13 protein-coding genes are annotated in these 23,302 nt (G+C 65.1%); 10 read left to right on the forward strand and 3 right to left on the reverse strand.

Annotated elements, in window-relative coordinates:
- Positions 1 to 156: 156 nt before the first annotated feature.
- Positions 157 to 1,713: a serine/threonine protein kinase gene (locus H3T88_RS04520; RefSeq protein ID WP_198203701.1), complete on the reverse strand. Its 1,557-nt coding sequence runs from the start codon at positions 1,711 to 1,713 to the stop codon at positions 157 to 159.
- A gap of 172 nt (positions 1,714 to 1,885) precedes the next feature.
- Between H3T88_RS04520 and H3T88_RS04525 the strand changes: the two genes are divergently transcribed.
- The 7 genes from H3T88_RS04525 to H3T88_RS04555 all read left to right on the forward strand — a co-directional run bounded on the left by H3T88_RS04525 (position 1,886) and on the right by H3T88_RS04555 (position 16,285).
- Positions 1,886 to 6,451, forward strand: coding sequence for a PD-(D/E)XK nuclease family protein (locus H3T88_RS04525; RefSeq protein WP_198203702.1), 4,566 nt, complete (start codon positions 1,886 to 1,888; stop codon positions 6,449 to 6,451).
- Positions 6,448 to 10,488, forward strand: coding sequence for an ATP-dependent DNA helicase (locus H3T88_RS04530; protein ID WP_232347140.1), 4,041 nt, complete (start codon positions 6,448 to 6,450; stop codon positions 10,486 to 10,488). The genes H3T88_RS04525 and H3T88_RS04530 overlap by 4 nt, the downstream gene beginning before the upstream one ends.
- Positions 10,489 to 10,616: 128 nt before the next feature.
- On the forward strand, positions 10,617 to 11,357 hold the full coding sequence (locus H3T88_RS04535; RefSeq protein WP_198203704.1) for a GNAT family N-acetyltransferase: 741 nt from the start codon (positions 10,617 to 10,619) through the stop codon (positions 11,355 to 11,357).
- On the forward strand, positions 11,344 to 12,654 hold the full coding sequence (locus H3T88_RS04540; RefSeq protein ID WP_198203705.1) for an MFS transporter: 1,311 nt from the start codon (positions 11,344 to 11,346) through the stop codon (positions 12,652 to 12,654). The genes H3T88_RS04535 and H3T88_RS04540 overlap by 14 nt, the downstream gene beginning before the upstream one ends.
- Positions 12,655 to 12,681: 27 nt before the next feature.
- Positions 12,682 to 13,419, forward strand: a complete 738-nt coding sequence (dapB, locus tag H3T88_RS04545) for a 4-hydroxy-tetrahydrodipicolinate reductase (RefSeq protein ID WP_198203706.1) — start codon at positions 12,682 to 12,684, stop codon at positions 13,417 to 13,419.
- Positions 13,420 to 13,459: 40 nt separating this feature from the next.
- A complete protein-coding gene (gene dapA, locus H3T88_RS04550; protein WP_198203707.1) occupies positions 13,460 to 14,365 on the forward strand; it encodes a 4-hydroxy-tetrahydrodipicolinate synthase in 906 nt (301 codons plus the stop codon).
- Between the two features lie 66 nt (positions 14,366 to 14,431).
- Positions 14,432 to 16,285 (forward strand): ribonuclease J, encoded by a 1,854-nt coding sequence (locus H3T88_RS04555; protein ID WP_198203708.1) that lies wholly within the window; start codon positions 14,432 to 14,434, stop codon positions 16,283 to 16,285.
- A gap of 87 nt (positions 16,286 to 16,372) precedes the next feature.
- Here H3T88_RS04555 and H3T88_RS04560 read toward each other — a convergent pair whose 3' ends face one another.
- Both H3T88_RS04560 and H3T88_RS04565 read right to left on the reverse strand, forming a co-directional pair.
- A complete protein-coding gene (locus H3T88_RS04560; protein WP_015021454.1) occupies positions 16,373 to 17,440 on the reverse strand; it encodes a 2,3-butanediol dehydrogenase in 1,068 nt (355 codons plus the stop codon).
- A 115-nt stretch (positions 17,441 to 17,555) separates the two neighbouring features.
- Positions 17,556 to 18,314 carry a hypothetical protein gene (locus H3T88_RS04565; RefSeq protein WP_198203709.1) on the reverse strand — a complete coding sequence of 253 codons (759 nt, stop codon included), beginning with the start codon at positions 18,312 to 18,314 and terminating at the stop codon, positions 17,556 to 17,558.
- Between the two features lie 213 nt (positions 18,315 to 18,527).
- On the opposite strand from H3T88_RS04565, the gene pepN reads away from it, so the two are divergent.
- The 3 genes from pepN (at position 18,528) to H3T88_RS04580 (ending at position 23,301) form a co-directional block, all read left to right on the forward strand.
- Positions 18,528 to 21,143 (forward strand): aminopeptidase N, encoded by a 2,616-nt coding sequence (pepN, locus tag H3T88_RS04570; RefSeq protein ID WP_198203710.1) that lies wholly within the window; start codon positions 18,528 to 18,530, stop codon positions 21,141 to 21,143.
- Between the two features lie 97 nt (positions 21,144 to 21,240).
- Positions 21,241 to 22,617, forward strand: coding sequence for a phosphoglucosamine mutase (gene glmM, locus H3T88_RS04575; RefSeq protein ID WP_015021457.1), 1,377 nt, complete (start codon positions 21,241 to 21,243; stop codon positions 22,615 to 22,617).
- A 30-nt stretch (positions 22,618 to 22,647) separates the two neighbouring features.
- A complete protein-coding gene (locus H3T88_RS04580) occupies positions 22,648 to 23,301 on the forward strand; it encodes a peptide deformylase (RefSeq protein WP_198203711.1) in 654 nt (217 codons plus the stop codon).
- Position 23,302 lies beyond the last annotated feature (1 nt).

The following is a 23,302-nucleotide window of genomic DNA, read 5'->3' on the forward strand; positions in this document are numbered from 1 at the left end:
AGCACAGGCCATGATGCCTGACCTATGCCTTTGTCTCTTAATGAGTCCGGACCGCCGTCGATGCTCTCTCTGACGACCGATTTTAGCTGGTTTGCCAGGTCTTGGCGGTCTGTGAAAGTCGGGGTGGTCGAATGTGAAAATGCCTCCACCGAGGGTTCACTGAACAGCGCAGATAATGGTGGGCTCCTGGGACATGCTCCGGTCGGCCCGCACCAGGGTGACGCTGATGCAGGTCTGGCCCCCCTGCGGACTGTCGATGCGGGCGGTCGGCTGTCGGGTCTGCACGCTGCGGCCACGATCTCCGGTGCCGCCCTGGTCCAGGGGATGCCAAACGTAGCTGTCTGCCGGTTTGGGATCGGGATTGACCCAGGTGAATACGGCCGCGGTGCCCTGGTAGTGGCCTTGGCCCTGGGTGGGCGAGGGAACCGGACCCTCCTGCAAAGCCTGGGGGTCGCTCGAATCCGTCGGGTCCGGGGACTGCACCTGTTGGGATTGGACCTGGGAGGAACCCGTGGTCGGCCGTGAGCCTCGTTCGGAACCGTTCGGCAGGCCGACAACCAGGGCCCAGGCCAGGGCCAGGACCAGGACGATGGCGAGGATCAGTCCTAAAAAAATCAAACGGCGGCTGCCGCCGGGGAAATGCCTGGCCTGGCTGCCTTCATGGTCAGTGACCGCCTCACTGTCTGGGCGCAGACGCGGTTGGGAGCTGGCCCGTGCCCCGGTCCAGGGGCGGCCGGACTCCTTGCATTCTTCCCGGCCTGCGATGACTGCGATACGGGCATGTGGGCCCGCATATGCCTTCGGATAGGGGTCGATTCCCTCGCCGATGAAGGGCGTTGCATGGCCGTAGAGCTCCTGCTGGACCTCCTGAAGTGCGCGACCGAACTCCAGCGCCGAGTAGTAGCGATCATCCCGGTCATGGGCCATGGCTTTCCCCAGGGCGGCGGACAGCATAGGAGAAGCTTCGCCCATGTGCAGAACCGGGGTTTCCGCTGTCAGAATCAGCTGGACCAGGTGATCCTCATTCCGGGCCTGATAGGTGTACTCGTAGGGGGAGCGGCCGGCCAGCATGCCGAAGAGCGAGGCACCCAGGGAGTAGATGTCGCTGGCCTCGGATCCTCCCGAGCGGTTTGCCAGGACCTCTGGGGCCGCCCAGGGTATGGAAAGTCCGCCGGCCCGTTCGCTTCCATAGATGCCCGAGGAGATGCCGAAGTCGGCCAGGACGGGCAGGCCCTGGTCCGTGATGAGAAAGTTGCTGGGTTTGACGTCCCGGTGCAGGATTCCGCGTTCATGGGCGCAGCAGAGGGCCGAGGCCATGCGCACTCCCAGGTCCAGCACGCTTTCCTGGTCCATGCCGCCCTTGAGCATGATGGTCTTGCAGCTGCCGCCCGGGGCGTATTCGAGTACCAGGCAATCCCGTCCGTCATCGCTGACCAGGGCCTGGTGGATGCTCAGGATGCAGGGGTGGGTGGAAAGCCTGGCCAGGTTCTTGGCCTCCCGCAGAAAGAGCTGATGGGTCTGTCGGTCCATGTTGCCTTGGAGGGCCACCTTGACTGCCACAGGTCGGTTGAGCCCCTCCTGTTCATACAGGTAGACGGCGGCTGTGCCTCCAAGATCCAGGGGGCGCATGAGCCGCAGCCCGGGCAGCGCCGGAGCCTGGTCCATGGTTGGAACCGTACCCGGGCGCTGGGCCTGGGGACCATTCTGCTGCAAGGGACATCACCTCCTGGGACTGCCTGAGAACTGCTATCCACGATAACAGCACGTCGTTGCCGATCAGGCATCCATTGAACCTCTTGTGGACGGTCACCGACCAGCGAGTTCCGTGGTCTGCAGATGGACCATGCCGGACCCTATTCTTGTAACTATGAGCAAGCAGCCACCGGTGGATTCGCAAGAGGCCATGGAACCGGTCCTCGCCCTTATCGGCGATCGGCTCCAGAACGCGGAGGGTCGGCCCACCCGGGCCCTGGTGGTGGCTGGCCCTCCCCGCAGCGGCAAGACCAGGCTGGCCACCCGGGCCCTGCTGGCAGGCATGGAGCGGTTCGGTGACGGCGCCAGTATGGCTGTATCCGGTCGTACCGCAGCCGACCAGGTCAGCCGCCAGGTCATTCTAAGGCGGGGCAGGTCCGACCGCACCCGACCTGTGGGGACCCTGCAGGCCCTGGCCTTCCGTCTGCTGACGCGGTCCCGTCTGGCCCAGGGGGGGCACGATCCGCTCCTGCCCAGACTGCTCAACGGCGCCGAGGAGGACGCCCTGCTCAGGCAGGTCATGACTGTCCACCTGCAGCATGTCCAGGCCGGGGACGACTGCGCGGTTTGCCGACTCCTGGAACGTTACTTCCGAAACGGGGCGGGCTGGTCGTCCGTCCTGGTCGGCGACGGTCAGGGACGGGTCGTAGGGGTCGCCGACAGGTTCATCGCCCAGCTGCGGGACATGTTCGCCCGCATGACGGAATTGGGCCTGGACAAAGGGGACCGGGACCAGCTTCTGGATGCCCTGGCCGTCCAGCCCATGGACCCCGACCGCCGTGACCGGCTGGGCCTGCAGTGGCGGCTGGCCTTCGCCCTGGAGGATGAATACCGCCAGAGCATCACCAAGAGCTACCCGGACGAATTCCGTCTGGACCCCTCCATGCTCATGGTCGAAGCCTCACGCAGCCTGGACGGGCTGGCTGATGAGGATCTGCCCGACCTGCTGGTCGTGGACGACTGGCAGGACATCACCCTGGCCGGTATGGACCTGCTGCAGGGTTTGAACCGGGCCGGTTGCCGACTTCTTCTGGTGGGCGATCCGGACCAGTCGGTACAGTCCTTCCGCGGTTCCTACCCGGAATTTCTGGTCAATCGCCTGACGGCCCTGTCCAAGCACGTGCCAGACGCTGCGGCCCCCCTTCTTGCCCCGGACTTCGCCTGTCTGGGCGCTGCCGAAGTGACCCTGAAACCTCGGAGGATGGTGGTTCCGGAAGCACCCACAGAGCACATTGAGGACGGTCAGGGTCCCGATACGGCGGTTCCGGGTTCCTACGCCGATCTGCTGGCTGCCAGGGTCAGCCTGGGCATCGCCGGGATTGAGGAGAATGACACCCCTCTGCCCGACAGACCCGGCAAGCTGCCCGCCTGGCCCGGTGCCGGACCGGTGGCCCCCTTGGCCGCCGGTGACAGCCTGATCCGCGACGGCAGTGTGCAGACCAGGCTCTTCCACACCCCCGACCAGGAGGACGACGACCTGGTTTGGCAGATCAAGCATGAGTTCCTGGCCGAAGAACGTGACTGGAACGACATGGCCGTCATCGCCCACGACAACATGACACTGCGCGCATTGGGCCGCAAGTTGCGCGTTCAGGGCGTGCCGGTGCGCTTCTCCTCGGTGACCCGTCCTCTCAGCCAGGAGCCTGCCATCCAGGGTCTTTTCGCCCTGGTCGAGTTGGCCCAATCGGTACTGGATTCCGACAACGCCGGAAGCGATTCGGATGATTCGGTCCAGGTGGCCGCCTGGATCCGTTCGCGCCTGCGCACGCTGATGGCCAGCCCCCTCTTCCGGGTTCCCGCTACTGCCGCTCGTGCAGAGCGTCCCGTCAGGATGGAACGGCTGGAATCCATCATGGAGACCATGGCCGCATTGGCTCCCCTGTCCGGCCAGCAGGGGAGCGAGCCGGACTCATCCGGCTCCTTGGACGACCTGCCGCTCCTGGGACAGGCCTGGCAGACCTGGGTCGAGGATCTGGCCGAGCGGCGGGCCAAGCGGGACCGTTCATCCGGCATCAGCGTCGACGACTCCCTGCTGACCAGGCACGATTCCTCCAAGCCAGGGGACGGGTCTGATTCCTTCTTCACTGCCTCGGCCCCCGATCAGCCGGTGGATCTGGGGGACCGGGATGCGCAACGTCCAGCCATTCTGTCTGTTCAGGCCCTGGAGACACTATTGGTTCTGGACCCGGATGGGCGATCCTCGGGAATCATCCTGGAGGCCATGACCGCCATCGCGGGGGGTCGCCGGGAGGATCCTGACGTTCAAGTCCTGGACAAGGCCCTGCAGGTTCTGCGCCTGACCGCCACCCGCATCAGCGCACTGGAGGACCATCAGCCCCAATATGTGCTCTGGGAGGCCTGGCGGAGTCTGAACCTGGCCGACGACTGGCAGCAGAAGGCTCTGATGGCCACCCAGGAGGGGGAGGAGGTCAACGACCGTCTGGACGCGCTCATGCGGCTCTTCCAGTACGCGGCTGGTTCTCGTCGCTTCCCAACGGTCGAGGCCTTCATGGACCAGGTGCGCACCATGCAGATCGAGGCCGACTCCCTGGCACGGATCGGGCCCATTGAGCATGCCGTCACGCTGACCACGCCCGCCGGCGCTGCCGCCCTGGCCACCGACTGGCCCCTGGTCTGGCTGCCCGCCGTCCAGGACGGGGTCTGGCCCAATCTGATTCCCCGAGACACCATGTTCGGAGCCGAGGAGCTGGCTGACCTGGTCCTGCACGACCGCATCGGTGACCCCCTGGCGGACACGCTCAGCCACGATCCAGCACTGCGTTCCATCCTCTACGCTGAGAAGAAGGGTTTTCTGGAGGCACTGACCCGGGCCCGGACCCAGGTGCGCATCAGCGCGGTCTGGAACGATGACCTGGTTCCTTCGGACTTTCTCTACGGCTACCTGCCCGAACGCTATCCACGCATTGCCGATATGAGCCAGGCCGCCTTCAGTACGGTCGGCGCTGGCTCGGGCGGTAGTGAGCGCTACGGAGGGCTGGAGGTATCTGCCAGGGGCCTGACGGCGGCCGCCCGGTCCATCCTGGGTGTACAGGCCTTGCTCCCGCAGGACCAGGTCGACCGTGACCGAGTGGACGATGCTGTGCAAACCCTGCGGCTGCTGGCCGACCAGGGCCAGGATTCTGCCGATCCCAGGCATTGGCCCTTCCTCTATGACCAAGAGGGTGCAGATGAGCCGGCATTGGATCAACATGTCCCAGACGAGCAGTCCGCAGTTGAGCCGGCCTCGGACCAGCATGCCCCGGATGACGTGGTTTCGCGTGAACAGGTCGCCGGGTCAAGGGCCGTGACCGCTGCCGGAGGTGTCGCATCGATCACTGAAAGAGGCCGTGCCCCTCGTTCATCACATACTTCCGCCAGGCAAGCCACGCAGGCGGGTCGCCCCCAAGATCGTGACCAACGCCATGATCATCGCCATGGACAACGATCCGACCGCCAGGTGGTCCTTCTCTCGCCCTCAGCGGTTGATGCCATCTGGAACTGCCCCCTGGAATGGGCTCTGGGAGATCAGTTCTCCGGCCCATCTCCCTCCAGGGTGCCCACGGAGTTCGGCTCGCTGATTCACAAGGTCGCCAGCGAGGGCACTGCCCAGGGTCTGGACCGTCCAGGCAAGGGCGATCCGGACGCCCGGCAGCAGCAGGTTCGTGATGCGCTCCTTGATATCTACAAGGAGCTGGCCCCCCAGGAACAGCGACTGCGGGACCCGGACGAGCTCTATGATCAGCGCGGCCGCAGCAGCCGGGTGGAGTCCATCCTGGACAACCTGGCCTCTTATTTCGTCCGCTCCTCGGATTCCGAATACGGCCTGGAGGGCAGGAACCCGGTCCCGGTCGGTGACCTGCTGGGTGTGCAGAGCGAGCGCTCCTTCGATGTCAGCCTGTCCGTGGAGGACCTGGTCCCCCTTTGGCGGGCCACCTTCCCGGACAGGCCCTTGGATACTGATGGGCTCTTCGCCCTGATGTCCGGCCTGGTCGACGGTTTCCCCGCAGCCCTGGATGCCAGGACGACGGTCAGGCTGACCGGTCGCATCGACCGTCTGGAGGTCAGGTCCCTGCCCGAGGGCATCCGTCTGCGGCTGGTGGACTACAAGACCGGCAGAGTCCCCTATACCCAGGGGCAGCTCTTCAACGACCTGCAGCTGGTCTGCTATCAGCTGGGCCTGGCCTTCACGCCCACGTCCGGCAGCAGCCCGGAGGTGGGGGCGGCATGGAGTCTGCCCCAGGCCCCCGATCTGGAGAGGACAGAGGGGATGAAGCTGAGCCAGTCACTGCTCCTGCAGCTGCAGGCCCCGCCCAAGGATGCTCATACGGGGCTGCGCCGGGAGGAGATGGCCTACCAGCCGCCACTGTTCGAGCGCAACAGACTGGTGACCATCGCCCAGCCCAGAACCGGCATGCCCGCTCCGCTCAAGTCCAAGGCCGAGCCTGCGGATCTGCCTGATCAGGTGCCGCCTGGGGTGGATGCGGATCTGTGGAGCATGGTCCAAGCGGCCAGAGTCTCCTCCCAGGCCGTATGGGGGCTGACCATGATAGCCCGGGTCTTCTTCGCTGCCGGGGTCAAGCTGGCGGCTGGCCGGGATGACGCGGTCTTCGACCCTGCCCGTTGCCATCGGGCAGGCAGTGGCCAGGAATGTCAGGCATGGCAACTGGTGGCGCCCAATCTACTGGAGGATCAGGAATGAAGCAGACTGCCGAACAGTCCGCCATTGTCGATGCGGATGTCAATGAGGATCTTCTGGTGGTGGCCGGAGCCGGCTCGGGCAAGACCATGACCATGACCAGCCGGATCATCGCCCTGATCCGTCGGGGAGTGCCCTCAGAGCAGATTCTGGGGCTGACTTTCACCCGCAAGGCCGCCTCCGAGCTCCAGTCCAGGGTGGGGTCGGCGGTCATCCGACGCGACCAGGGCAGAGGTACCTCGGGCGTGGACCCCGAACGCAACTTCCTCAAGCCGACTGTTTCCACCTATGACGCCTTCTTCCAGTCCATCGTGCGCCAGTACGGCCTGCTGGTGGGCATGGATCAGGACACCCGTCCCCTGAGTTCGGCAGGGGCCTACCAGTTGGCCTCACAGGTGGTCGCCGACCATCTGGATCTGATCTTTCCTGCTGGTGCCTCGGCACAGGATGGCGACTCCGGCGACTTGGGCTCCGCGACCTTTTCGACCACTGTCAACCGCGTCCTGGGGCTGACCGGGGCGGTGACCACCTCCATGATCAGCAGTGACTGCCCTGATTTCGACCAGGCTGTGGATCGGATTCGCGCCTGGGACCGCGTCTTTGTGGATCGTGCGGACCAGCTCATCGGTGACCAGCCTGTGCCGGCCACCGAGCCCCGAGTCAGCCAGACGCCGCCCAAGCGAAGCAAGAAGGAGACCGACGAGCACTATCAGGGCAAAATCAAGGACTTCCAAGACACGCGACGGAGCATTCGCATATACCGGGTGGATGCCATGCGACGGGCGGTTCTGACGCGGGAAAAGCTGCTGACCCTGGTCCAGGACTACCAGCGTGCCAAGCGCCGGGCCAACATGGCCGAGTTCGGCGACTTCACCCTGGCCGCCTTCCAGCTGGTTGAGCGTTTCCCCTCCATCAGCGCCCAGCTGCGACGCCGCTACAGCCACGTTTTTCTGGACGAATACCAGGATACCTCCACCACCCAGGCCCTGCTTCTGGCGGCTATCTTCCATCCGCACAATCGGCAGGAGGATCAGGGGAGCGAGGATCAGGCTCCTGGCAGGTCGGCCGTGACCGCCGTGGGCGACCCCTTCCAGTCCATCTATGCCTGGCGCGGGGCCAGTCCCGGGGCCTTCCGCACCTTCCAGGCCCAGTTCGGCATGTTGGCCGACCGACCCGACTTCGGCGGCGGTCCTCTGTCTGGAGTGACCGCCTTTGGGCGCTCGCAGGACCAGGACCCGCTGACCCTGTCGCGCACCTTCCGCAACTCCGGCTGGGTGCTCAAGGCCGCCAACCAGTTGACCGTCCCCCTACGCCACCGGGGCCGGGAGAGCCGGTCCGAAGCAGAACTGCGCGAGGTGGACGTGGCCAAACTCCGTCCACGTGAGGACGCCGACCCGGGTACCGTGGGCCTCTTGGGCTACGCCACCGGTGGCCAGGAGATTGATGGCGTGGTCAGATTCGCCCTCAGGGCGCGCGAGCTCTATGGCAATCAAGGCGATGCCCCGCACGTGGCTGTTCTCTTCCGTTCCAAGGCGGCTCTGCCCAGGTACCGAGAGGCCATGGAGGCTGCAGGGCTGAGCTGCCAGGTCGTCGGCTACTCCTCCCTCTTTGACCGGCCCGAGGTCATGGATCTGCGGGCTCTGCTCTCTCTAGTCTGCGACCACACCGACAGCGATTCCCTGATGCGTCTGCTGGCCTCGGCCCGGTTCGGCATGGACGCGGCCGACCTGAGCGCTCTGGCCTCCCTGGCGGCCAAGGTCAATGAGGACAGCCAGTACCGGGCCCTGGTCCGGGCGGGCCTGGTCGAGTCCGACTCTGATCCGCGCCGCCGTCGCGAGGATTTGCACCGTTACCGTGACCAGGTTCCCAACGATGTCTTCCTGGTGGACCTGCTTCTGCGCGACGACCTGCCAGACCTCTTGAAGAGCTCCGGCCTATCCGCCAGGGGACGGGTCCTGGCCGCCGAGGCCGCCCGGGTCGTCTGCCAGGTCCAGGCCGAGTCCTCTGCCCCCCTGCGCCAGGTGGTCATCGCCGCCATCCGTGCCCTGGACCTGGATGTGGACCTGGTGCTGGCCCGTTCCCTGGCCGATCCTGAACGTCCTCTGGAGCCCAGCCAGGCCAAGGCAGGCATTCAGGCCCTGCTGGACCAGGTGGATGTCTACCTGTCCGAGTTGCCCCAGGGCATTGGGCCCAGTCTGCGCGGGTTCGTCTCCTGGCTGTCCTCACTGGATCAGAGTCCCGAAATGCCCACTGACGGGGACGACCGACAGGCTGACGTGGCCCTGATGACCGTCCACCAGGCCAAGGGTCTGGAGTGGGATGCCGTGGCGGTGGTCGGGCTGAAACGGGGAGCCTTCCCCAGCAGCCAGGGTGACCGGCTCACGGTCAAGCCCGCCTTGGACCAGCCGGTGGTCCAATCCCCGGATGGCCCGGTCTACCAGTACAACTGCACGGCCCGTACCTGGCTGGTCGATCCCGAGTCCGTGCCGGTGCCCGTGCGGGCTGATGCCATGATCCTGCCCCGCTTTCCCCACGACGCCCCCCTGGGAGCTGACCCTGAGGATCTGCTGGGTCGGCTGAATCTGGCAAGCCTGGAGGAGGAGGCCACGGGCCTGTCTCGGGAGAGCGGGCTGGACGACCAGGCCCAGCCGGTCCGGGCCGATGCCATCGCCCCCTCTCAGCGCGAACAGTACGGTCGTCGGCTGCTGGACGACGAGCGACGGCTGATCTATGTGGCGGCTACCAGGGCCCGGCATGACCTGCTGCTGACCTTCAGCCAGGATTCCCAGGCGGAGTCTGCGGCCCTGAACACGCCGGCTCCGGACCCGGATAAGGCCTCCAACTTCTGGACCGAACTGGTGGAGCTCTTCCAGGAAGAGCCCGAGGCGGTCAAGCTGGAGCAGGCAGAGGATGCACAGGAGGGCGAACCAACGCCGCCCTTGGGGCTCTTTGTCGGTGAGAACGCCCAGTCCTACCGTCAGGCCGTTGTCGATCAGGCCCTGGAAGAGGTGGATCAGGTCGCCGCCCGAGACGGCGAGCGTGACCAGGCGCTCTGGCCCCCGGTTCTGAGTGCGCGGACCCGTGAAGCCCTGAATCGCTCGGCCTCCTGGGTGCGTGCCGGGAAACCAGGTGACCCCGTAATTGATGAGGAGGGCGATGACGGACTTTACGCCAATGCGGTCCGCGTCCTGCAGGTCAGCACGGGCCGTCTGGGGGTCGCCGACGACCAGCTGCTCACGGACTTGGATCTGTTGCGGCGCACCGGCCGTCGGATCCTGGGGCACGGGGCCAGCAGCGTCACCGCCATCCAGGCCGGTTCGGCAGGGGGCGATCCCAAGATGGAGAGGGATTACTGGCAGGGGCTGGTCAGACCCATACCACAGGTAGCCTCCCCGCAGGCCGAGGCGGGCACCCGCTTCCATGACTGGGCCAGGCGCTTCATCCTGCCTGAAATCTCTGCCCCTCAAGGACTGGTGGATCTGCCCGATCAGGCGGAAGCACCGAATCTGCTCGATGGTCCGCTGGGCCCCGGGGCCATGGCTGAGCGGGCCCGCATGCTGGCCGGGCTTGACCGTGAGCGGGAGTCCATGGATTCCCAGGCCGATCCCGTGCAGGCCCGTCTGCTGACCTGGGAGCAACGGCTGGCTGAGTCCGAGTGGGCCCAGCGCACCCCCGTCTGGGTGGAACGGCCCATCGTGGCGGTGCTGGCCGGGCGCATAGTCAAGGGCAAGCTGGATGCGGTCTTCGCAGGCGGGCTTGACCCGGATCGCCCGGATTTGCACTACACCATCGTGGACTGGAAGACCGGATCCCGACCCCGTGGAGAGGATTCGACCAACCGCCGTCTGGTCCAGCTGGACTTCTACCGACTGCTCCTGTCACGCTTGGAGGGTATCGGCCTGTCGACCATCGACGCCTGCCTTTATTATGTAAGCGAAGACCGGCCCCAGGATCGACTCATCAGGGCCCGTGCCAGGACGGAAGAAGAAATTCTCGCATCGATGGCCGAGGGCATACCCGAGCAGTCGGACGAGGACTGAGTCTGCGGCAGACCCCGCCGGATAAGGGCGATGGGTGCCGTGCATCAGCAATCATGAACAGCAGGCGATCGGCGGACGGCCCAGGGCCGTCGTGGGGCCGGGCACGCCCGAATGGAGCAATGAGACAGATGACAACGTCCAGTAATCGCAACCAGGCCTCCCGGAGGAGGGGAAGCGTGGAAATAAGACCCATGGTCTGGGCGGATATGCCCGACCTGGTAGGGACCTTTGACGCCACCTGGAAGGTGCAGGAGGATCCCGAGGGGGGTGTGTCCCGTCTGAGCGCAGCCCATTTCATCCTGCACTATCTGGTGGGTGCCACCAGGGCTCGGATAGCTGTCGATGGGCAGGACTTCCTGGGGGTGACCCTGCTGGCCGAGGGGCGTGGCGAACTGTGCTTTCCCCAGGCCGAAGAGGAGCTGGAGCAGGTGGACCAGAGGCTGTCTGCCACGGCGCTGGGCACTCAGACCCTGGACCGGGCCCGCCAGTGGCAGCTGACCGAGGTCAAGTTGGAGGAGAAGTGCGGTTTGTCCGTCCCGCCTCAGGCTGAATTGAGGCTCTTCCTGGTCTCCAGCCGTGCCCGGGGACGCGGTGTGGGCGGCGCCCTCTGGCGGGATACCCTGGAGCATCTGGACCAGGCGGGCATCGAGCGCTTCTACCTGCATACGGACTCCTCCTGCGACGTGGGCTTCTACGACCATCAGGGCATGGAGCGGCTGGCCGAACTCAAGGGGCGGGACCATGCGGCCTTCGCAGGGCGCGACCCTTCCGACGACCCTCAGTTCTTCGAGGGGATTGACGACATCTTCATCTACGCCAGCCATGTGAGCGACCTGCTGGGCAAGGACGGTGATCATGGCGGCCGCTAAATCCCCCTTCCTGCGCCTGTTCACCTACCCGGGCGCCGCCGGCTTCTGCCTGTCGGCGGTTCTGGCCCGTCTGCCCCTGGGCATGATGGGTCTGGGCATCGTACTGGCCTTGAACCACATCTATGACAACTGGACCTCGGCCGGGCTGATGAGTGCCGTCTACACGCTCAGCGCGGCCCTGGTCACCCCCTTCTACGCCCGCCTGTTCGATCGGTTCGGCCAGCGTCGGGTCGGGGTGATCGCCCTGATTGTGCAGGCTCTGGCCATCCTGGGATTCGCCGTGGGAGCCATGCGCCGGGTTCCCCTGGGTGTGCTCTTTGTTCTGGCGGCCCTGATGGGCCTGACCCAGTTCGCCTTCGGAGCCCTGGTGCGCACCCGCTGGGCCTGGGTGCTGCGCGACGACAAGACCAATCTGCTCAACACCGCCTATGCCCTGGAGTCGGGGCTGGACGAGTGCGTCTTCATCATGGGGCCCATCCTCTCCGCCTACCTGGCCACCTCGGTCAGCCCGGTCTCCCAGCTCTACCTGCCTGCCCTGGCTCTGCTGGTCGGCGGACTGACCTTCTTCGCCATGCGTTCCACCGAGCCCCCGGCCGTCGTCCGCATGGAGGCCGTCAGCCAATCTGCGGCGGATCATTCCCCGGTGGATGCCCATGGGGACGTTCTGCCAAGCGAAACTGACGGCAACCAGGGCTCCCGCTCGGCTCTGGTCTATCCGGGAATCTTCCTGCTGGTGGTGATCTTCGTCGTCTTCAACATGAGCTTTTCCGCTGTTGACGTCTCGGTTACCGCCCTGACCAAGTCCATGGGTCGCGAGGGGGCGGTGGGCCTGCAGCTGGCCCTGTTCGCCCTGGGCTCCCTGTGCGGGGCGCTGATCTTCGGCTCCGTCAGGCTCAAAGGATCCCGTTGGCGCTATCTGACGACCTTCCTGGTGTTGCTGACCCTGGGCTACGTGGTCTTCCGCCTGGTCATGGACAATCTGGTCCTGCTGGGTCTGGCCGAGGTGCTGACCGGCCTGTGCGTCTCGCCCATCTTCGCCACCGGCAACCTGATTGTGCGCGAGAACGTGGATGCCCGGGCACTGACCGAGGGACTCTCCTGGCTGTCCACCGGCGGGTCCATCGGCACCTCCTTGGGATCCACCCTGGCCGGGGTCGCCCTGGATCAGTTCGGGCCGCACGGCGGCATGACCATCCCGGCGGTGGTCACCTGCTGCGCTGTCCCTCTGGCCCTGCTGGGCTGGGCCAGGAGCCGCGGGAGGGGTATGGTCGTGGAAAAGACCGAAAATGCTGAGTGAAATGAACGGTGAAGAAGGAGGCAGCCGATGATCCGCGTATCGGTGCTGGGCGCAGGTGGACGCATGGGAACCGAGGTGGTGCGTGCTCTGAAGGACGCGCAGGATATGCAGACGGCCCTGTTGCTGGGCCCCGATGACGATCCGGCTTCTATCAATCCGAGCAACACGGACGTGGCGGTCGACTTCACCAGCCCCGATGCCGTCCTGGGCAATACCCTGACCCTGATAGGGCAGGGGGTCCACTCCGTCATCGGCACCACCGGCTGGACCAAGGGGCGTCTGGACCAGGTCAGGCAGGCCTTGGACGGGCATCCCGGGCTCAGCGTCTTCATCGCTCCCAACTTCGCCATCTCTGCAGTGCTGGCCGACCGGTTCGCAGCCATGGCGGCCCGCTACTTCGAGTCGGCCGAGGTGATCGAGATGCACCATCCCGACAAGGTCGACGCTCCTTCCGGCACGGCTCTGGGGACCGCTTCCGCCATTGCCGAAGCCCGCCGCCAGGCTGGCATGGGTCCCATGCCCGACGCAACCCGGCAGCCTGATGCTTCCAGGGGCCGGGTGGTTGACGGTGTCCATGTCCATGCCGTCCGGCTGCGGGGACTGAACGCACACGAGGAGATCCTCATGGGTAACCCCGGCGAGCAGCTGACCATCCGCGCAGACAGCTTCGAGCGCGTCTCCTTCATGCCCGGAGTCCTCCTGGCCGTGCGCCGTGCTGGAAGCATTCCAGGACTGACCGTGGGCCTGGACTACTATCTGTTCTGATATCCGCAAGAGCGTCCCCATCTGCAAGTAGCGTGAAGATATGACCGAGACCGTTACCCATCTGCTTCCTCCTGCACCCTTCGGACGGGTGATCCCCGCCATGATCACGCCTATGAATAAGGACGGATCCGTGGATTATGGGGCTGCCGCCAATCTGGCCCGCACCCTGGTGGCCGATGGGGCCGACGGCATCCTGGTCAACGGCACAACAGGCGAGTCTCCCGTCACCCACATGGAGGAGAAGGTCAACCTGGTAAGGGCCGTCAAGGATGCCGTCGATGTGCCCGTCATCTCCGGAGCGGGATCCAACGACACGGCGCACACGGTACGCATGGTGGAGATGACCCAGGAGGCCGGGGCCGATGCCTTGCTGGTGGTCATGCCCTACTATTCACGCCCCTCCCAGGATGGGGTGGTGGCCCACTTCCGCTCTGTATGCCAGTCGGCTCAGCGACCGATCATTCTTTACGATGTGCCCGGACGGACCGGACTGCACGTCGAGCTGGACACCTACCGGCGCCTGGGCGAGTTGGATGCGATCATCGCCGTCAAGGATGCCACGGGCGACTTGGCCTCCATGCCCCGCAAACGCCAGGAGACCGGCCTGACCTGGTACTCAGGCGATGACGGACTCTATCTGCCCTTCCTGGCCTTGGGCGCGGTCGGCGTCATCTCGGTCATTGCCCATGTGGCATCCGGACCCATGAAGCGTCTGGCTGACGACTTCGATGCTGGCGACCTGGACGGCGCAAGGGATCTGGCCGTGCGTCTGGACCCGCTGGTCCAGGCTCTGAACGGCCGGGGGCAGCAGGCCGTCATGGCCAAGGCTGCTCTGAAGGCGGCCGGTAGACTGGACCAGACCGCCATGAGGCTGCCCAATCTGGGTCCCGATGAGGACCAGGTGGCTCTTGCCCGCAAGGGCATGAAGGCTGCCGGGCTGATCTGAATCAGTTCTGAAATCAACGTCGCCCCTGTATAGGCAGGGGCACAGATGATAGAAACACAAGTGAGTATGGCAAGAAAACAAGAAGAATCAAACACGACCGGCAAGAGCAGAAATCGTCGGTCCTCCTCCAAGAACGGCAAGCAGGGGTCAGGCAGGTCCCGGGGCGAATCCCGTAGCCGCCGCAACGGCGCCATCGCCCGCGGCAAGGGCACCCAGACCGAGCAGCATCTGGTGGCGCCCCCCAAGTATCGCAAGGGTTCCATGCGTATCGTCCCCCTGGGTGGCTTGGGCGAGATTGGCCGCAACATGAATGTGATCGAGTACAACGGCCACATCCTGCTGATCGACTGCGGCGTGCTCTTCCCCGAGGAGGAACAGCCGGGCGTGGATTTGATCCTGCCTGACTTCAGCTACATCAAGGACAAGCTGGACCAGGTGGATGCCCTGGTTCTGACCCACGGGCATGAGGATCATATCGGCGGCGTGCCCTACCTGCTCAAGCTGCGCCCGGACATCCCCCTGATCGGCTCCAAGCTGACCCTCGGATTCGTCGATGCCAAGTGTGAGGAGCACCATCTCAAGCCCACCGAGGTTGAGGTCAAGGGCCGCGACAAGCTCAAGGTAGGCCCATTCAACCTGGAATTCGTGGCAGTCACCCACTCCATTCCTGACGCCCTGGCCGTCTCCGTGCGCACCCCGGCAGGCCACATCATCGACACAGGTGACATGAAGATCGACCCGCTGCCCCTGGATCACCGCCTGACCGACCTGCGCGAGTTCGCCAAACTGGGGGAGTCCGGCGTGGATCTGCTCATGGTCGATTCCACCAACGCCGAGGTCCCCGGCTTCGTCAAGCCCGAGATCTCCATCGCCCCCGCCCTGGACAAGGCCTTCGCCGAGGCCCAGCGCAAGATCATCGTGGCCTCCTTCTCCAGCCACGTCCACCGGGTGCAGCAGGTGGTCGACGCCGCCCACAAGTTCGGCCGCAAGGTGGTCTTCGCCGGCCGGTCCATGGTCCGCAACATGTCCATCGCCTCCGACCTGGGCTACCTGCACCTGCCTGAGGACACCGTGGTCGACCTCAAGGACGCCCACAGCATTCCGGACGAGAAGATCGTCTACATGTGCACCGGATCCCAGGGCGAGCCCATGGCGGCTCTGGGCCGCATCGCCGACGGGACCCACCGCGACATCACCATCAACGAGTTCGACACGGTCATCCTGGCCAGCTCGCTGATTCCCGGCAACGAGCATGAGGTCTACAAGGTCATCAACAAGCTGGTGCGTCTAGGCGCCAAGGTGGTCAACCGCGACAACGCGGCCATCCACGTCTCCGGCCACTCCGACGAGGGCGAGCTGCTGCACTTCTACAACATCGTGCAGCCCAAGTGCGCCATGCCCATACACGGCGAGAACCGGCACCTGGTGGCCAACGGTCTGATTGCCGTCAAGACCGGCGTGGATCCGCAGAATGTGGTCCTGGCCGAGGACGGCGACGTGGTGGACCTCTACCATGGCCAGGCCGCTGTGGTCGGGTCCGTGTCCTGCGGATACGTCTATGTGGACGGCGACTCCGTGGGCCAGCTGACCGACGACGAGCTGGAGGAGCGCCGGATTCTGGGCACCGAGGGCTTCGTCTCCGCCTTCGCCGTGGTCGACACCGAGACCAGCAAGGTCGTCTCCGGCCCCAAGCTCTACCTGAACGCCGTGGCCGAGGACGAGAGCGAGTTCAAGTCCATCAATGCCCAGATAGTCGATCAGCTTGAGGATGCCATGTCCAAGGGGACCACCGGCACCTACCAGCTTCAGCAGATGATGCGCCGCACCCTGGGCGGTTGGATCTCCCGCAAGCTGCACCGTCGGCCCATGATCGTGCCCGTGGTGGCCGACATCGCCACCGACGTGCAGCCGCAGGACTGACCTCCACTGCCCGCATACTGATACCGAAGGCTCCGGTCGCCCAGATGGACGGCCGGAGCCTTCAGTGTTATCAGTAGACAGTAGCGGTTACATGCTCACGATGATCTTGACATGGTTTTCCGCGTCCTCACGCAGCTGGCGGAAGCCCTTGTCCACGATGTCCTCGACCTTGATCCTGTCGGTGATGAAGGTGGACAGGTCGATGTTCCGGTCATGGATGAGCTTGATGGCATCGGCATGATCGTTCGCGTATCCCATGGTGCCGCGGATGAACTTCTCTCCGAAGCCCAGCTCCTTGGTCAGGTTCAGCGTGATGGGCTTGCCATGAAGGGCCACGACCATGAGTCCGCCGGTGGCCTTCAAGGCCTCCAGAAGCTGGTGGTCGACAGGCTCTGCCCCTGCTGCATCGAAGGCCAGGTCAGCCCCGGCTTCGTCGGTTTCCTGGCGGACCCTCTCCGCCAGGTCCTCTTTGCTGGGATCGACCACGATGTCGGCCGAATGCGACTGAAGGGCCTTCTCCTTACGGGCTGAGGAGAGTTCGGACATGATCACCCGGACTCCCTTTGCGCGCAGAATGGTGCCGATGAGCAATCCCACCGGCCCGGCGCCTCCGACCACTGCGGTCTGGCCTTCTTGGGGTTCCATGGCACGGATGGCGTGATGGGCCACGGCGAAGGGCTCGATCATGGCAGCCTGATCCAGGGGGATGTCGCCCACGGGGAAGACATGCTCCGCCGGAACCACGATATGCTCGCTCAGTCCGCCGCCCCCTCCGTTGATGCCGATGCCGGCCAGCTTGTCGCAGTCATTGTAGTTGCCGGCCTTGCAGGCCGGGCATTCGCCACATGCGATTTCGGCCTCGACGACCACCGAGTCGCCCACCTTCATATCCGTGTGCACATCATCGGCGATCGCCTCGACGGTACCCGAGATCTCATGGCCGAAGACTACCGGCAGGGTCTCTCCCGTCAGGGGATGGGGGTGGTCGGGCGAATTTCCGCCCCCGTTGACTGCTCCATCGTAGTAAAGATGAACATCGGAGCCGCAGATGCCGGTGAAGGCGGGATGGATCTTGATTGTTCCCGGCTTGAGCTCAGGCTCGGGCACGTCCTCCAGACGTACATCTTCCTTGCCGTAGTACATCAATGCTTTCATATCGTATATCCTCTCTGATATGCGTGTAGGCCCTGCATGGACGAAGTTGAACACCCAACATGACATCCCTGCGGGCAGGTGACGCTCCCTCATTGGAGACCGCCCGATTCCCATATTACCGTGGGTATGTGGCCATGTTGATGGGAGTTTCGGCCAGAACCTCGCCGCCCTGGTCGAAGTCAAAGTCGCCCAGCCAATGTCCGAACCTGCTGGGTCCCTTGCCGCACCAGACCACACAGGCGCTGCGGTCGGCCTGTCCGCTCAGCAGACGGTTGGCGGTTCCGGTCACCCTGTCGTTGCCCAGACGGTAGTCCAGGAACTTGCCGTCCCCGTAGTGGCGGGCCACCCGCTGACGCTGCTCCTGGTCCAGCACCCGCCAGGGGTCGGCGGCGCAGAAGACCCTGGCGGGCAGATCCTGCTCCGCTGCCTGGATCAGTGCCAGGCCTCCACCCAGGCTATGTCCGGTAAAGAGGACCCCGCGTTCGGTTCCCGCCTTGTGCCGGGCCAGGTCAAGCGCCTGCTCGGCCAGGATGCCCGCCTGCTGCGTCTGCCCTGGTTCCCCATTCAGCGGTGGCAGGAAGCAGGTCAGCGCGGCATGGATATCGTGGCGGGGGTCGTCGCGCAGGTTGGTGCCTGCATAGACCACGATCAAGTGGGCATAGTCCGGACCGTCACCCATGTTCCGGGCGGCGATCATCCCCTCGAAGCCGTTTTCGGGGCAGTAGCGTGAGCGCAGCACCCAGTAGCTGCCCAGAGTCGGATCCTCGAACCAGTGCAGGCCCGGCCTGGTCTTGACATCCCCTCGACCGATCCCGTAGGAGTACTGGCAGAGCATGTTGAGCTGCTGTGTGGTAAACCCGGTCCGGACCTGCATGACGCTTCCTTTCTGCCAGACTCACAAGGCAACGACCATGAACAACCGCCTGGAGGCCCGACTATTCCCGTCCGGACTGCGCCGTCAGAAAAGAGGGGAATCGTCCTCCTGGCTCGTCGGCGTGTGCCGGCATTAGACTTGACATGCCATATCCATACAGGACCTATGCCGATGCCGGTGGGGGCACCGGCATCCATGCGCGAAAGGAAATTCATGCCCGGAGCCAATCTGACTCGTGTGGAAGCCGAAGAGCGAGCCGTCGTCGTATCCAATGTCAGCTATAAGGTCAATCTGGACCTGACCAAGGGGCCTGCCACCTTCCCCTCCTCGGCCCTGATTGACTTTGATGCCCGGCCGGGGGAGTCCACCTTTGTGGATCTGATCGCCGACCAGGTCAGCCTTATCGAACTCAACGGCCGGCGTCTGGACCCGGCCCTGACCTTCCGGGATGACCGGATTGAGCTTAACGACCTGCGCGAGCACAACCAGCTGCGGGTGGAGGCCCTCTGCCGTTATTCGCGCACAGGCGAGGGTCTGCATCGCAGCGTGGACCCCTCGGATGGCAACGTCTACCTCTACTCCCAGTTCGAGGTGCCCGATGCCCGCCGCGTCTATGCCGTCTTCGACCAGCCGGATATCAAGGCCGTCTTCGATTTCACCGTGGACGCTCCGGCATCCTGGACGGTCCTGTCCAACATGCCTCCCGCCTCCCATCAGGACCTGGACAGCCGCACCGCCCAGGGGACCCTGGAGGGCGGCCGCACCGAGGGCGTGACCCGCTGGGTCTTCCAGACAACCCCGGTCATGAGCTCCTACCTGACCGCCTTCGCCGCCGGCCCCTATGCCAAATGGACCAGCGAATACCGGAACGAGGATGGACGGACCATCCCCATGGGCCTGTACTGCCGTCAGGCGCTGAAGGATTCCCTGGACGGGGACGCCGAATACCTCTTCGACGTGACCAAGAAAGGCTTCGCCTTCTATGCCAGGACCTGGGATCTGCCCTTCCCCTGGGCCAAGTACGACCAGATCTTCGTGCCCGAATACAATGCGGGCGCCATGGAGAACATCGGCCTGGTCACCTTCCGCGACTCCTACGTCTTCGAGTCCAAGGCCACCGGGGCCCAGATCAACCGCCGTGTGGAGACCGTCCTGCACGAGCTGGCCCATATGTGGTTCGGTGACCTGGTGACCATGAAGTGGTGGAACGATCTGTGGCTGAACGAGTCCTTCGCCGAGTTCATGTCGACCCTGGCCACCGCCGAGGCCACCGAGTGGACCGACGACTGGGCCACCTTCTGCTCCGGCGAGAAGAGCTGGGCCCTGACCGAGGATCAGCTGCCCACCACCCACCCTGTGGTGGCCCCCATCCGCGACCTGCATGACACCGAGGTCAACTTTGACGGCATCACCTATGCCAAGGGGGGTTCCGTCTTGAAGCAGCTGGTGGCCTATGTGGGCCGTGAGCGCTTCTTCCAGGGCATCCACAACTATCTGACGGCTCATGCCCACGGCAACGCCACCCTGAAGGATCTGCTGACCGAGCTGGAGAAGACCAGCGGTCGCGACCTGGGCAACTGGTCACGGCTCTGGCTAGAGGAGGCCGGCATCACCACGCTGACCAGCCAGGTGCAGACCGACGAGCGTGGGACCATCACCGCCATGCGCATTGACCAGACCGCCCCCGAGGAGCATCCCGTCCTGCGTCCGCATCGCCTGGCGGTGGGCCTCTATGATGAGGACAAGTCCGGCAAGGTGGTGCGCACGGACCGGTTCGAGCTGGATCTGGAGGGCCAGGGAGCCGAAGTGCCCCAGGTCGTTGGCAAGAAGCGTCCGGCCCTGATTCTGATCAATGACGACGACCTGACCTACGCCAAGCTGCGTCTGGATCAGGACTCCCTGGAGTATGCCACGCAGAACCTGTACCGGATCGAGGATCGTCTGGCTCGTGCCGTGGTCTGGCTCAGCCTTTGGGACATGACCCGGGATGCGCAGTTCCCTGCTGAGCGCTTCATCAGCCTGAGCCTGAAGGCTCTGGCCACCGAGCACCAGTCCACCACCTTCCGCTACGCTCTGTCTCAGATCTCCACGGCCGCCCATCACTTCACCGCATCCCGTCGCCGCCAGCCCATGTTGCAGCTGGTGGCCAGCACGCTCTGGGATCTGGCCATGAAGGCCCAGCCCGGTTCGGACGAGCAGTTCCAGCTTGTCCGCGCCTACCTGGGTTACGGGGATGACGCCGACTTCGAGGATCACGCCCGGGGTCTGCTGAGCGGCGATCTGAAGCTGGAGGGGCTGACCATCGACAACAACACCCGCTGGCTGATCATCCATGCCCTGTCCGCCCACGACCTGCTGGCTGACGGGGAGATCGACCGGGAGCTGGCCGCGAAAGACACCACGGAGAACCGCGAGTTCGCCATGGGCGCCCGTGCCGCCCGCCCGACTGCCGAAGCCAAGGCCTGGGCCTGGGATCAGGCCCTTCACAACGAGGACCTGACCAACTCGCAGATCGAGGCCCTGGCCGACGGTTTCTCCGGCTCGGGGGACCAGGATCTCTTCACACCCTATGTGGACCGTTTCTTTGCTGCTGTGGACCAGGTCTGGACCCAGAAGACCTTCCACATCGCGGAGACCCTGCTCAACCCGCTGTCGGCAGGCGGGCTCTACCCGACCAAGGCCGACCCGGCCGCCCTGGTCAAGGCGGGCGACGCCTGGCTGGCCGACCACGCCGAGGCCCCCAAGGCCCTGCGCGGGATGATCATCCAGAACGTGGAGTCCTCCAGGCGCATCCTCAAGGTCCGCGAATACAACGAGCGCCTGCGCTGAGCGCTCTTTCCGCCCCGGCCCTTGTGGCGACGGGTCAGGGGCGGGGCCATAATGAATCTGTCGCCTGCATGCAGGATGGTACGTTCGGAGGAGAGCAATGCCCAGATTATTCGGTACCGATGGTGTACGCGGTTTAGCCAATAGAGACCTGACTGCACAGCTGGCCCTGGATCTGGGCGATGCGGCGGTCCGTGTCCTGGGTCGTGGAGCGGATCGGTCCGCGGGCCGTCGACGTGCCCTGATCGGCCGCGACACCCGGGTCTCCGGGGACTTCCTGGCCTCGGCCCTGGCCGCCGGCATGTCTTCGGGCGGCTTCGACGTGATCGACGTGGGCATCATTCCCACTCCGGGCATCGCCTACCTGACCAGCGTGCTCAACGTGGAGATGGGGGCGGTCATCTCCGCCTCCCACAACCCCATGCCAGACAACGGCATCAAGTTCTTCGCCCGGGGCGGGTTCAAGCTCCAGGATTCCAAGGAGGACGACATCGAAGCAGTCCTGGGCCAGGACTGGGAGCGCCCGGTGGGCGAGGGCGTGGGCCGCGTCTCCCATGACACGGTGACCGCCACCAACATGTACATCGACCACCTGGTGGAGGCCGTGGCCCCTGTAGCCCCCGACAAGACCCAGCCCAAGCCCCTGGACGGTCTGCGGATCGTGGCCGACTGCGCCAACGGTGCAACCTCGGTGGTAGCCCCCGAGGCCCTGCGCCGGGCCGGAGCGGATGTGGTGGTCATCAACGCCTCTCCTGACGGCTACAACATCAACAAGCACGCCGGCTCCACCCACCCCGAGCAGCTGCAGGCCATGGTCAAGGCCTCGGATGCGGTCATGGGCGTGGCCTTCGACGGGGATGCCGACCGTTGTCTGGCCGTGGACGAAGAGGGAAGCATGGTCAACGGCGATCAGATCATGGGCATCCTGGCCCGCGCCAAGCAGCGCGAGGGCAAGCTGGCCAATGACACCCTGGTCGTCACGGTCATGAGCAACCTTGGACTCAAGCTGGCCCTGAAGCAGATGGGCATCGTCACCGTCCAGACGGCTGTGGGTGACCGCTACGTCCTTGAGGAGATGCTGCGCGGCGGCTACACCCTGGGCGGCGAGCAGTCGGGGCACGTCATCAACCGCGAGTTCGCCACCACCGGAGACGGGACCCTGACGGCACTGACCCTGGCCAAGGAGGTCGTGCGCTCTGGCAGGAGCCTCAAGGAACTGGCCGCCGACTTCCCCCAGCTGCCCCAGCAGCTGATCAACGTCTCCGGTGTGGACAAGAACGCGGCCCGCACCAACGCCAAGGTCCAGGATGCAGTCGAGGCGGAGGAGCGGATGCTGGGCAGCACGGGCCGGGTCCTGCTGCGGCCATCGGGCACCGAGCCCCTGGTCAGGGTCATGGTCGAGGCTGCCACCCAGGAGCAGGCTGACCAGGTATGCCAGCGGCTGGCCTCGGTCGTGGCCGACGAGCTGGCCATCTGAACCAACGACCCAGGAAAGGCGGAATCATCCATGTTCGGCAGAAAGGCGGCCTTCGACGCCGACCTCAACAACCGGGTGGAGTCCATGCTGGCCGAGGCCGGCAAAGAGGAGCTCCTGCCCATCGTGCAGATGGGCGAGCCCGTCCTCCGTCAACAGGCCCAGCCCTACCAGGGTCAGCTGGCAGCCAAGACTCTGAGCAGGCTGCTCAAGGCCATGCGGGCCACCATGCTTGAGGCTCCGGGCGTGGGGCTGGCGGCACCTCAGGTGGGCCTGGGCCTGGCCATCGCGGTCATCGAGGACCACGTCCGCGACGACGAGGACGATCCGCGCCAGATTGACGAGCTGCCCTTCAGGGTCATCATCAACCCCTCCTATGAGCCTATCGGGCAGGAGACTGCGGCCTTCTACGAGGGATGCCTGTCCCTGGAAGGATTCCAGGCGGTTCGGCGGCGCTGGCTGGACATCACGGCCAGCTGGGAGGACCGTTCCGGGCGCAAGCACCGCCAGCGCATGCACGGCTGGCCGGCCCGCATATTCCAGCATGAGACCGACCATCTGTCGGGCGAGGTATACATCGACAAGGCCGAGATTCGCAGCCTGTCCTCCGACGACAACCTGAGCGAGTACTGGGCCTACGACCCGGTTCCCACCGAGGCGGCGCGGGAGCTGGGCTTCACCATCTGAA

The sequence above is a fragment of the Bifidobacterium sp. W8110 genome (assembly GCF_016101375.1).
Taxonomy (GTDB): domain Bacteria; phylum Actinomycetota; class Actinomycetes; order Actinomycetales; family Bifidobacteriaceae; genus Bombiscardovia; species Bombiscardovia asteroides.